Genomic DNA, 11,531 nt, shown 5'->3' with positions numbered 1-11,531 from the left:
TCGTGGCCAATATCATCAACCTGGACCGGGTCAACAAGGGTTACGGCGCCGCCGGTCAGCTGCTCACCGATGTCTCGCTCGGTTTGGACGACGACGCCCGCTTGGGCATCGTCGGTCTGAACGGGGCCGGCAAGTCCACCCTCCTGCGGATGCTCGCCAAATCCGAGGAGCCGGACTCGGGTCGTGTGACGCACCGCCGAGACCTCCGGGTCGCCACCCTTCCGCAGACACTCAACCTGGCCGCCGAGGCGACCGTGCGCGATGTCGTGCTCGGCACCGCCTGGCTGCCGCAGGGCATGGGCGCCGAGCACGAGTGGGCCGGTGACTCCGGTGTCCGCCTGATCCTCGACGGCCTCGGCATGGGCTATCTCGGCCTGGACACCCCGGTCGGGCCGATGTCCGGTGGCGAACGCCGCCGGGTCGCGCTCGCCGCGCTGCTGGTCCGGGAGAGCGACCTGCTGGTCCTCGACGAGCCCACCAACCATCTGGACGTGGCCGGTGTCGACTGGCTCGCCAAGCACCTGCTGACCCGCCGGGGCGCGCTGGTCGTGGTCACCCACGACCGCTGGTTCCTGGACGAGGTCTGCACCGCGACCTGGGAGGTCGTGGACGAGCAGGTGCACATGTACGAGGGCGGGTACGCCGCCTGGATCCTGGCCCGCGCCGAGCGGCAGCGGGTCGCCGCGACCGTCGAGGCCCGCCGGCAGAACCTGCTCCGCAAGGAGATCGCCTGGCTGCGCCGGGGCCCGCCGGCCCGGACGTCCAAGCCCAAGTTCCGGATCGACGCGGCCAACGAGCTGATCGCCGACGTGCCGCCGGCCCGTGACACGGTCAGCCTGCAGCGGCTGGCCACCACCCGGCTCGGCAAGCAGGTCTACGACCTCGAGCAGGTCACCCTGAACGCCGGCCCCAAGCCGATCTTCCGGGACCTGACCTGGCAGGTCGGCCCGGGTGACCGGATCGCGATCCTGGGCGCCAACGGCGCCGGCAAGACCACCCTGCTGCGGTTGCTGGCCGGTGTCACCAAGCCGGACGGCGGGCGGCTGATCACCGGCTCCACCGTGAAGCCCGCGTTCCTGTCCCAGGAGCTCAAGGAGCTGCCCGGGCACCTGCGCCTGCTGGAAGCGGTCGAGGAGGTCGCCCGGCGGGTCCAGCTCGGCGACCGGGAGCTCTCCGCCGGTCAGCTCGCCGAGGTGTTCGGCTTCACCGACAAGCGGATCTGGACGCCGGTCAGCGACCTGTCCGGTGGTGAGCGCCGCCGGCTGCAGATGCTGCGCCTGCTGGCCACCGAGCCGAACGTGCTGCTGCTCGACGAACCGACGAACGACCTGGACACCGACACCCTGGCCTCGCTGGAGGACCTGCTCGACTCGTGGCCGGGCACCATGGTGGTGGCCAGTCACGACCGCTATCTGGTCGAGCGGGTCACCGACGTGGCGTACGGGATGTTCGGCGACGGCAAGCTGGTGCACCTGCCGGGCGGCATCGACGAATATCTGGCCCGGGTGCAGACCCCGATCATGGGCGGCGACGCCGGTTACGTGTCCGGCGGCGGGTCGGCCGCGACCGGGCCGGGTCTCTCCCAGGCCGAGTTGCGGCAGGCCCGCAAGGACCTGTCCCGTCTCGAGCGGCAGATGACCAAGCTCACCGAGAAGGCCGCCAAGATCAACGAGCAGCTGGCCCAGCACGGCAGCGACTACGACAAGCTGGTCGAGCTGGAATCCCAGCTCAAGGCGGTCAAGCAGGAGCAGGAGCAGATCGAGCTGGCCTGGCTCGAACTGGCCGAGCAGGTGCCCGGAAACTGAACTGGGGGGTGTACCTGCGCCGCTTGTCGCGGATACGCGAGAATCGGAAAGACAACACCTGACCTTGGAGACGGACAGCATGGCGCATATTCCGGTCAATCACCCGCTTCGGCCGATCTACCGCCTGGTGGGCTTCGCTTCCGGGGCCTACCTGGTGGTCTACGGCATCCTCGGCCTGATCGGCACGGCGAGCGAGGGCATCACCGGTCACCCGGTCGACCGGGTCCTCGGCCAGAGCACGAACCTGCTCGGTGCGATCGTCTCGCTGGCCGCCGGTGGTCTGGTGCTGCTCGGCACGGCCGTCGGCCGCAACGTCGACGTCGAGGTGGACAAGTTCGTGGGCTGGGGCCTGCTGGTGGTCGGCAGCTACTCGCTCGCCACCATCCGCACCGACGCCAACTTCTTCGGCCACAGCATCTCCACCGTGATCGTCATCTACCTGGTCGGCACGCTGCTGGTCGCGGTCTCGCTCTACAGCAAGGTCGCCGCGCCCGGCAAGGCCGGCGCGCCGCGGCAGGTCCGTGAGGGCCGCGCTGCCTGATCGCCGCACCCGATCGTTCGCACCGACGACCGCCGCCCTCACCCCCGAGGCGCGGCGGTCATCGCGTCTTACGGGTGATCAGGCCGGGCTTGGCCTCCAGGTGGGACAGGCCGTTCCAGGCCAGGTTCACCAGGTGCGCGGCGACCATCTCCTTCTTCGGCTTCCGCGCCTCCCGCCACCACTGCCCGACCAGCGCCACCATCCCGACCAGCGCCTGCGAGTACAGCTCGGCGAACTTCGGGTCCAGGCCACGGCTGGTGAACTCGGCGCCCAGGATGTGCTCCACCTGGTGCGCCACGTCGTTCATCACGCTGGAGAACGTGCCGGCCGGCGCCAGCACCGGCGCCTGCAGGACCAGCACCCGGAAGCCGTGCGGCTCCTCCTCGATGTAGTCGAGCAGCGCCAGCGCGGCCTGCTCGAGCAGCTCCCGCGGGTGGCCGGCGGTCAGCGCCGCGGTGATCCGGTCCAGCAGGGCGCGCACCTCGCGGTCGACGACCACCGCGTACAGGCCCTCCTTGCCGCCGAAGTGCTCGTAGACCACCGGCTTCGACACCTTCGCCCGGGACGCGACCTCCTCGACGCTGGTGCCGTCGTAACCGCGCTCGGCGAAGAGCTGCCGGCCGGTCGTGATCAGCTGCTCGCGGCGCTGGGCGCCGGACATCCGGACCCGGGGTGCGGGCTCGGGGCGGGCCCGGCGGGGACGCGGTGGATCTGTCGCCTCGGTCACCGGGCCATCCTGCCAGGAGACCCGCCCGCGCAGCCCCGAGTGAAGATCGACGGCCGCCCGCTATCATGTGACACGGTAGGCATGGCCCGAGGGAAATGCCGGAATCAGTCCCGGATCGTCTAATGGCAGGACCACGGCTTTTGGTGCCGTTTATGGGGGTTCGAGTCCTCCTCCGGGAGCTTTTCACACTGCGGCCGGGCCGTGCTCGGCTGCATCGTCTGCCGACAATTGCCTACTGCGAACTTGGAGTTCCGCGTGAGCCAGGCCCCCAGTCGTACCGTCGTCGTCCTCGCCGCCGGTGAGGGCAAGCGGATGAAGTCCGCGACGCCCAAGGTTCTGCAGCCCCTGCTGGGCCGCACCCTGCTCGGCCACGTGCTGGCCGTCTCCGCGGCGATCAAGACCGACCGCACCCTGGTCGTGGTCGGGCACAAGGCCGACCAGGTCGGCGCGTTCCTGTCCGAGGTCGCGCCGGACGCGACGCCGGTGCTGCAGGCCGAGCAGAACGGCACCGGCCACGCGGTGCGGATCGCCCTGGACGCCGCGCCCGAGCTGACCGGGACCGTGGTGGTGCTCAGCGGTGACGTGCCGCTGCTGCGCCCGGAGACGGTCGAGGCGCTGCTGGCCACGCACGAGCGGGCCGGCGCGGCGGCCACCGTGCTGAGCGCCGAGGTGGCCGAGCCGGGCGGGCTGGGCCGGATCGTCCGGGACGCCGGGGGCAACCTGGAGCGGATCGTCGAGGCGAAGGACGCGTCGGCCGAGCAGCTGGCGATCCGGGAGATCAACTCGGGGATCTACGCGTTCGACGCGGCGCTGCTGCGCGAGGCGCTGGGCAAGCTGTCCACCGACAACGCGCAGGGCGAGGAATATCTGACCGACGTCTTCGCGATCCTGGCCGGTCAGGGCCAGCCGGTGGCGATCGAGATCGCCGAGTTCGCGTACGAGACGCTGGGCTGCAACGACCGCGCCGAGCTGTCCCGGCTGCGGGTGCTGATGCGCGATCGGGTGAACGACGGCTGGATGCGCGCCGGCGTGCTGCTGCTCGACCCGGCGACCACGTGGATCGACGTGACCGCGACGCTGGAGCCGGACGCGGTGGTGGATCAGAACTGTCAGATCTCCGGCACCTCGTCGGTGGCCACCGGCGCCGTGATCGGGCCGGATTCCACGCTCGTCGACACGTCGGTGGCCGAGGGCGCGACGGTCCTGCGTACCCATGCGATCGGTGCGGTGATCGGCCCGGACGCGACGGTGGGCCCGTTCTCCTACCTGCGCCCGGGGACGACGCTGGCCCGCAAGGCGAAGGTCGGCGGGTTCGTCGAGACCAAGAACGCCGAGCTGGGCGAGGGTGCGAAGGTGCCGCACCTGTCGTACGTGGGTGACGCGCAGATCGGCGCGAAGGCGAACATCGGCGCCGGCACGATCTTCGCGAACTACGACGGCGTGAAGAAGAGCCGGACCGTGGTCGGCGAGGCGGCCTTCGTCGGGTCGGACTCGGTGCTGATCGCGCCGGTCGAGATCGGGCCGGGCGCTTACGTGGCGGCGGGCTCCGCGGTGGTGAAGGATGTTCCTGCGGGCAATCTCGGGGTGACGCGGGCGCAACAGCGCAACGTCGAGGGCTGGGTGGCGTTGAAGCGACCGGGGACGGTGTCCGCCGAGGCCGCCGACCGGGCCCGGATTATCACCCCTGAGCAGGACTGATCCAGCGGGGGTGAGGCATCCCACGTAGTGCCCCGGAAACATGGCGGTTACGTGTCCGGCAGGGATACTTCACTCGAACCCAACACCCCCTAATTCAACGGGAGCAGCGAGCCGATGGGCAGCATCGTCGCGGAGAACCGTAAGAGTTTGATGCTCTTCACCGGCCGGGGGTTCCCCGAGTTGGCTGACGAGATCGGTCAGGTGCTCGGCGTGGCACCGACCCCGTCGGACTCGTACGAGTTCGCCAACGGTGAGATCTTCGTCCGGTTCAAAGAATCGGTCCGGGGCTCCGACGCGTTCGTGGTCCAGTCGATCACCGAAGGGGTGAACCGCTGGGTCATGGAAACGCTGATCATGGTGGACGCGCTGAAGCGGGGGTCGGCCAAGCGGATCACCGTGGTGCTGCCGTTCTACCCGTACTCGCGTCAGGACAAGAAGCACCGCGGCCGGGAGCCGATCTCGGCCCGGCTGGTGGCGGACCTGCTGAAGACGGCGGGCGCGAACCGGATCCTCACGGTCGACCTGCACACCGCGCAGATCCAGGGCTTCTTCGACGGTCCGGTGGACCACCTGTTCGCGATGGACATCCTGGCCGAGTACGTCGAGCGCAAGTTCGCCGGCCGGCCGATGACCGTGGTCGCGCCGGACTCCGGCCGGGTGCGGGTGGCCGAGCGGTGGACGGACCGGCTGGGCGGGTGCCCGCTGGCGTTCATCCACAAGACGCGTGACCCGATGAAGCCGAACCAGGTGGTGGCGAACCGGGTGGTCGGCGACGTCGAGGGCCGGGTCTGCCTGATCGTGGACGACATGATCGACACCGGCGGGACGATCGCGAAGGCCGCGGACATCCTGTTCGACGAGGGCGCCGCGGACGTGATCGTGGCGTCGACGCACGCGCTGCTGTCCGACCCGGCGACCGAGCGGCTGAAGAACAGCCGGATCTCGGAGCTGGTGGTGACGAACACGTTGCCGCTGGCGCCGGAGAAGCAGCTCGACAAGATCACTGTGTTGTCCATCGCGCCGCTGCTGGCGCGCGCGATCCGTGAGGTGTTCGACGACGGATCGGTGACCACCCTGTTCGGTGGCTTGAGCTAAATCACGAGGGGTGAGGGCGTCCGCCGTCGGCTGTGGCCGGTGGCGGGCGCTCTCGCGTGTTTCCGATGTGCCCGCCCGTGGTCTTCTCCCGGGTGGATTTTTCCGCGGACGCCGTGTTCCGGCGGGACCCGCTGATGTCCGCCGGCCGACAGCAGGTAGGGTAGAGGGGTTGCCACGGCGAGGGTGCCCCGCGGTCTGCTGAGGTTCGCAGTCCGCTCGAGGCTCCGTGATCGACGCGGTGCTCCGGGCCTGTGCCCAGCGCGCCCCCTTGCCCGGCAGCGCCGGCGACGGCTTAGGCGTCGTCGGCGAGCACTACCGAAGCACTGCCGGAATACCGCAGCCGCAGCTTAGACGCAGCCCGATCCCAGAGTTTCAGGAGTTTCCCCGTGTCCGAGGTAAAGATCAGCGCAGAGCCCCGCACCGAGTTCGGCAAGGGTGGTGCCCGCCGCACGCGCCGGGCCGGTCTCGTGCCCGCCGTGCTGTACGGGCACGGCGAGGCGCCGCAGCACATCGCGCTGCCGGCCCGCGAGTTCGCCGCCGCCATCCGTAAGGGCGGCCTGAACCAGATTTTCACCATCGACATCGTCGGCAACGCGGCCGCCACCCTGGCGCTGCCGAAGGCGATCCAGCGTGACCCGATCAAGGACACCTACGAGCACATCGACCTTCTGATCGTCAAGAAGGGCGAGAAGATCCAGGTCGACGTCCCGGTGTCGCTGACCGGCGAGGCTGCGAAGAACACCCTGATCACGCACGAGTTCACCACGGTCGCCGTGATCGCCGACGCGCTGAACCTGCCGTCCGAGATCGAGGCGTCGCTCGAGGGCAAGGAAGCCGGTTCCACGGTGACCGCCGGCGACCTGAAGCTCCCGGAGGGTGTCGAGCTCGCGGTCGAGGCCGACCACGTGCTGGCGTACATCAACGCCGCGCAGAGCACCACCACCGCCGCTGAGGACGAGGCCGCTGCGGGCGAGTCCGCCGAGGCTTCTGCTGCCGCTGCGGAGTAATCTCGGCGCTTGCGTCGCGGTAACGCGGTAAATCGATCATCAGGGAAAGTGCCGACCGGCACTTTCCCTGTTGTGTATCCGGAGGGGCTTGAGGGTGAGCGACGAGTCGCCGTGGCTGGTGGTGGGTCTGGGCAATCCGGGCCGGGAGTACGCCGGCAACCGGCACAACGTGGGCTTCATGGTGGCCGACCTGCTGGCGTCCCGGATCGGGACGAAGCTGGGCCGGGCCAAGCGCGTCCAGGCCGAGGCCGGCGAGGGCCGTCTCGTCGGGGCAGGTCAGCACAGTGGAGGGCCGAAGCTGGTGCTGGTCAAGCCGCTGACGTTCATGAACCTGTCCGGGGCGCCGGTGGTGTCGCTGGCGCAGTTCTTCAAAGTGCCCGTGGCGCATGTGATTGCGGTGCATGATGAGCTGGATGTGCCGTTCGGCCAGGTCCGGGCGAAGAGCGGCGGCGGTGAGGGCGGCCACAACGGGCTGCGCTCGATGTCGAAGTCGCTGGCGAGCAAGGACTACGCGCGGGTGCGCTTCGGCGTCGGCCGGCCCCCGGGACGACAGGATCCGGCTGACTACGTGCTCTCCGACTTCTCCTCGGCCGAGCGCAAGGAGCTGGACTTTCTGGTGGACCGGGCCGCCGACGTGGTGGAGGCGATCGTGCTCGAGGGTGTCGAGTGGGCGCAGAACAAATACCACGGAAGTTGATGGTCCGGGTCGGAATGGCATGACCGGTTGGGTCGATTTGTCCGCCTAGCCATACCGTGACGCCGCAGCCGTCCGTCCGTTGGTCACCACAGGCGCACGCTTTCGATGCGCCGCCGACGTGACGGGGGTCGTGGAATGTCGCAAGACGTGTCCGAGAACCGGGCGGACGCGTCTACCGAACCCACGGTGAGCCTGCCGGTGACCCCGGTGGAGCCGCCGCAGGGTTTCGTGCCGGCCAATCATCCACCGGCCAACCACGGTCCGCAGCGCCCGCCGCTGCGTACCGCCTCGGGCCGGAACAACCGGATCCCGGTGCCGGTCGTGCCGGTGAGCCCGGCGCCGGCCGGTGCCGAGGCGCGGCGGGCGGAGAACGGGCCGCCGCACGCGGTGCGCGGCGTGGCCGATCCGGCCCGCAACAACGCCGGTGAGCGGCACTGGTCGCCGGCGCCGAACCGGTCCGCGGCGGCACGCCCGGCGACCCGGCCGTTCGTCCGGGCCCGGGGCCGGCACGCGGCGATGTCGCGGCGGCAGCGGTGGGAGACCCGGTACGTACGGACCCTGGTGCTCGCGGATCTCGCGGCCGGGACCGGTGCCGGCGCGGCCGGGTTCGGGCTGCGCTTCGGCGACGAGGTGACCCTCTACAACCGGGCGTACATGCTGCTGTCCGCGCTGCTGCCGGTGGTGCTGCTGGCGGTGCTGGCGGTGTCCCGGGCGTACGAGCGGCGCTACCTGTTCGTCGGGAGCGACGAGTACCAGCGGGTGATCCGGGGCGGGGTGGGGCTGATCGCCGGGGTGGCGCTGCTGTCGTACGCCCTCGATCTCGACCTGGCCCGGTCCTATGTCCTGGCCGCGCTGCCGTCCGCGGTCGTCGGGGTGCTGGTGCTGCGGTTCGCGCTGCGCAAGCGGCTGCACCTGGCCCGGGCCCGGGGCGAGGCGCTGCGCCGGGTGATCGTGGTCGGACACGAGTTGTCGGTCATCGGGATCACCCGTCAGCTGCGCCGGGAGCGCTATCACGGCCTCGAGGTGGTCGGTGCCTGTCTGCCGCCGGACGCGGACGGTGTGGGTGTGCGCGGCGGCCCGCTGGACCTGCCGGTCTACGGCACGTTCGAGGACGTGGCCTCGGCGGTGGAGCAGGCCGACGCGGACACCGTGGTGGTGCTGAGCTGTCCCGAACTGGACGGCGCGATGGTGCGACGGCTCGCCTGGCGGCTGGAGCGCGACGAGGTGGACCTGGTGGTCGCCAGCACGCTGATCGACGTCGCCGGGGCGCGGACCACGATCCGGCCGTTCGACGGGCTGCCGATGCTGCACGTCGAGCACCCGCGGCTGCACGGCGGCTCGCGACTGGTGAAGGACCTCGTCGATCGGGTCGGCGCGCTGGTGCTGCTGCTGCTGTTCGCCCCGGTGCTGCTGGGGGTGGCGCTCTGCGTGCGGCTGACGTCCCGCGGCCCGGTACTCTTTCGCCAGGTGCGGGTGGGACGCGACGGGCAGATGTTCCGGATCTTCAAATTCCGCAGCATGTATGTCGACGCCGAGGCCCGGTTGACCGAGTTGAGGCATCTGAACGAGCACGACGGTGTGCTCTTCAAGATCCGCGATGACCCGCGGGTCACCCCGGTCGGTCAGTGGTTGCGCCGGTTCTCGCTGGACGAGCTCCCGCAGTTGCTGAACGTGCTCTCCGGGCGGATGTCCCTGGTCGGGCCGCGTCCGCCGCTGCCGACGGAGGTCGCCGCGTACGCGGATGACGTCCGCCGCCGGCTGGCCGTCAAGCCCGGGATGACCGGTCTGTGGCAGGTCTCCGGAAGGTCTGACTTGTCGTGGGAAGAAGCGGTTCGGTTGGACTTGCGCTATGTCGAGAACTGGTCGCTCAGTTTGGATCTCGTCATCCTGCTGAGGACCATGACTGCAGTGGTGCGCTCGTCGGGAGCGTATTAATAGAGCCCTCAGTCCGCTCACCGGCGGCGAGCGGGGCGGTTCGACGACAGGAGCGAGACGATGGGCGAGCAGACGAAGGCGTCCGCGCGCGTGGCCGTGCAGCGGGACAGCGCTGACGGTGGCGCACCACCGGTGATCGACGCCGCGTTCGCCCGCTGGCTCGCCGACCGGGCCGGGCAGGAGCTGCTCCGGGTCCGGGCCGCGATGGGCCACGCCGACGGCAAGGCCCTCAAGGTGGCCGGCGACAAGGCCGCGCACGACCTGATCCGCGCCGAGCTGGCCCGCTGGCGGCCGGCCGACGCGGTGCTGTCCGAGGAGGACGAGCACGCCCGGGTGGCCTGGAACGAGGGCGAGTCGGAGGTGGTCCGGCCGGACCGGTTGAGCGCGTCCCGGGTCTGGATCGTCGACCCGCTGGACGGCACCCGGGAGTTCTCCGAGGAGGGCCGCCCCGACTGGGCGGTGCACGTGGCGCTCTGGACCGCCGATTCGACGAACCAGGCCTGCCTGTCCGCGGGCGCGGTGGCGATGCCGGCCCAGCACTCCACGCTGGCCACCGACCACCCGCCGGCCTATCCGCCGCTGCCGCTGGAGTCGGCGACCGGCGGGGCGATCCGGATCGCCGCCAGCCGGACCCGCCCGCCCGCGTTCGTCACCGCGCTCGCCGAGGACCTGGGCGCCGAGCTGGTGCCGATGGGCTCGGCCGGCGTGAAGATCGCCGCGGTGATCAACGGCGAGGCGGACGCCTACGTGCACGCCGGCGGCCAGTACGAATGGGACTCGGCCGCCCCGGTCGCTGTGGCGTTGGCCACCGGTCTGCACGCGTCCCGGATCGACGGGTCCCCGCTGAGCTACAACCGGGCCGATCCGAAGCTGCCTGACCTGGTCGTCTGTCGCAAAGATCTCGCTCCTCGGTTGCTTGCTGCGATCAGCAGGCATCTTCCGACAGAATGACCCCTCGGCAACGACCGTGGAAAATCGCAGGATGAGCTCAGCTCGGCCGCCGACACCTGAAAGGTCTGGGGACTGATCCCATGAGCCAGACGAAGGACTATCGCGTCTCGCATCTGGATGCACTCGAAGCGGAGAGCATCTTCGTCATGCGGGAGGTAATGGCCGAGTTCGAGCGCCCCGTGCTGCTCTTCTCCGGCGGCAAGGACTCGATCGTCATGCTCCGCCTCGCGGAGAAGGCGTTCGCGCCCGGCAAGGTGCCGTTCCCGGTGATGCACGTGGACACCGGGCACAACTTCGCCGAGGTGCTGGCGTACCGGGATCACCGGGTCGCCACGCTGGGGCTGAACCTGGTGGTCGCCAGTGTGCAGGAGGCGATCGACACCGGCCTGGTGCGCGAGCTGCCGGACGGCACCCGCAACCGGATCCAGACCCCGGTGCTGCTCGCCGCGGTGGAGAAGTACCGCTTCGACGCGCTCTTCGGCGGCGCCCGCCGCGACGAGGAGAAGGCCCGGGCCAAGGAGCGGATGTTCAGCTTCCGCGACGAGTTCGGCCAGTGGGACCCGAAGAACCAGCGCCCCGAGCTCTGGGGGCTCTACAACGGCCGGCACCACCCGGGCGAGTCGATCCGGGTGTTCCCGCTCTCCAACTGGACCGAGCTGGACATCTGGCACTACATCGCCAAGGAGCAGGTGCCGCTGCCGAGCATCTACTACGCGCACGACCGCGAGGTGGTCGAGCGCGACGGGATGTACTACGCGGTCAACGAGTTCATCAAGCTGCGCGACGGCGAGACCTCGCAGGTGCGCCGGGTGCGGTACCGCACCGTCGGCGACGCGTCGCAGACCGCCGCGGTGCTCTCCGAGGCCGACACGGTCGACAAGGTGATCGACGAGGTGGCTGCCACCCGGATCACCGAGCGGGGCGCGACCCGCGGCGACGACCGGGTCAGCGAGGCCGCGATGGAAGACCGTAAGCGAGAGGGTTACTTCTGATGAGCCAGGCGATTCTGGAGCCGGACGCCGCTGTCGCGCGGAACATGGACCTGTTGCGGTTCGCGACGGCGGGCAGTGTCGAT

10 protein-coding genes and 1 tRNA gene are annotated in these 11,531 nt (G+C 70.1%); 10 read left to right on the top strand and 1 reads right to left on the bottom strand.

Translation table 11 applies throughout. From position 1 onward, the window contains the following. The first annotated feature begins 2 nt into the window (after nucleotides 1-2). Nucleotides 3-1,805 carry an ABC-F family ATP-binding cassette domain-containing protein gene (locus Apa02nite_RS36530; RefSeq protein ID WP_203829128.1) on the top strand — a complete coding sequence of 601 codons (1,803 nt, stop codon included), beginning with the start codon at nucleotides 3-5 and terminating at the stop codon, nucleotides 1,803-1,805. 79 nt (nucleotides 1,806-1,884) lie between these two features. Beyond that, a complete protein-coding gene (locus Apa02nite_RS36525; protein ID WP_203829127.1) occupies nucleotides 1,885-2,346 on the top strand; it encodes a DUF4383 domain-containing protein in 462 nt (153 codons plus the stop codon). Between the two features lie 58 nt (nucleotides 2,347-2,404). Here Apa02nite_RS36525 and Apa02nite_RS36520 read toward each other — a convergent pair whose 3' ends face one another. Beyond that, nucleotides 2,405-3,007: a TetR/AcrR family transcriptional regulator gene (locus Apa02nite_RS36520; protein WP_203829179.1), complete on the bottom strand. Its 603-nt coding sequence runs from the start codon at nucleotides 3,005-3,007 to the stop codon at nucleotides 2,405-2,407. Nucleotides 3,008-3,181: 174 nt separating this feature from the next. Here Apa02nite_RS36520 and Apa02nite_RS36515 point away from each other — a divergent pair. From Apa02nite_RS36515 to cysD, 8 genes are all read left to right on the top strand, one after another. Next, nucleotides 3,182-3,252 (top strand) — tRNA-Gln (locus Apa02nite_RS36515). A 76-nt stretch (nucleotides 3,253-3,328) separates the two neighbouring features. Beyond that, nucleotides 3,329-4,771, top strand: a complete 1,443-nt coding sequence (gene glmU, locus Apa02nite_RS36510; protein WP_067697662.1) for a bifunctional UDP-N-acetylglucosamine diphosphorylase/glucosamine-1-phosphate N-acetyltransferase GlmU — start codon at nucleotides 3,329-3,331, stop codon at nucleotides 4,769-4,771. 114 nt (nucleotides 4,772-4,885) lie between these two features. Continuing rightward, nucleotides 4,886-5,866: a ribose-phosphate diphosphokinase gene (locus Apa02nite_RS36505; RefSeq protein WP_203829126.1), complete on the top strand. Its 981-nt coding sequence runs from the start codon at nucleotides 4,886-4,888 to the stop codon at nucleotides 5,864-5,866. Between the two features lie 386 nt (nucleotides 5,867-6,252). Further along, on the top strand, nucleotides 6,253-6,873 hold the full coding sequence (locus tag Apa02nite_RS36500; protein ID WP_203829125.1) for a 50S ribosomal protein L25/general stress protein Ctc: 621 nt from the start codon (nucleotides 6,253-6,255) through the stop codon (nucleotides 6,871-6,873). Nucleotides 6,874-6,967: 94 nt separating this feature from the next. Then, a complete protein-coding gene (gene pth, locus Apa02nite_RS36495; RefSeq protein WP_203829124.1) occupies nucleotides 6,968-7,570 on the top strand; it encodes an aminoacyl-tRNA hydrolase in 603 nt (200 codons plus the stop codon). 135 nt (nucleotides 7,571-7,705) lie between these two features. Then, the gene (locus tag Apa02nite_RS36490; RefSeq protein ID WP_203829123.1) at nucleotides 7,706-9,505 is read left to right on the top strand and encodes a sugar transferase; all 1,800 of its coding nucleotides are present in this window, start codon (nucleotides 7,706-7,708) and stop codon (nucleotides 9,503-9,505) included. Nucleotides 9,506-9,565: 60 nt separating this feature from the next. Continuing rightward, complete coding sequence (locus tag Apa02nite_RS36485) at nucleotides 9,566-10,456, top strand: 3'(2'),5'-bisphosphate nucleotidase CysQ (RefSeq protein WP_203829122.1); 891 nt, start codon at nucleotides 9,566-9,568, stop codon at nucleotides 10,454-10,456. Nucleotides 10,457-10,536: 80 nt separating this feature from the next. Beyond that, nucleotides 10,537-11,448: a sulfate adenylyltransferase subunit CysD gene (gene cysD / locus Apa02nite_RS36480; protein WP_203829121.1), complete on the top strand. Its 912-nt coding sequence runs from the start codon at nucleotides 10,537-10,539 to the stop codon at nucleotides 11,446-11,448. The last annotated feature ends 83 nt before the right edge of the window (nucleotides 11,449-11,531 follow it).

The organism is Actinoplanes palleronii (genome assembly GCF_016862315.1).
GTDB lineage: Bacteria > Actinomycetota > Actinomycetes > Mycobacteriales > Micromonosporaceae > Actinoplanes > Actinoplanes palleronii.
Note: the sequence above shows the minus strand (reverse complement) of the source record. Positions and strands in the feature narration are given on the sequence as shown.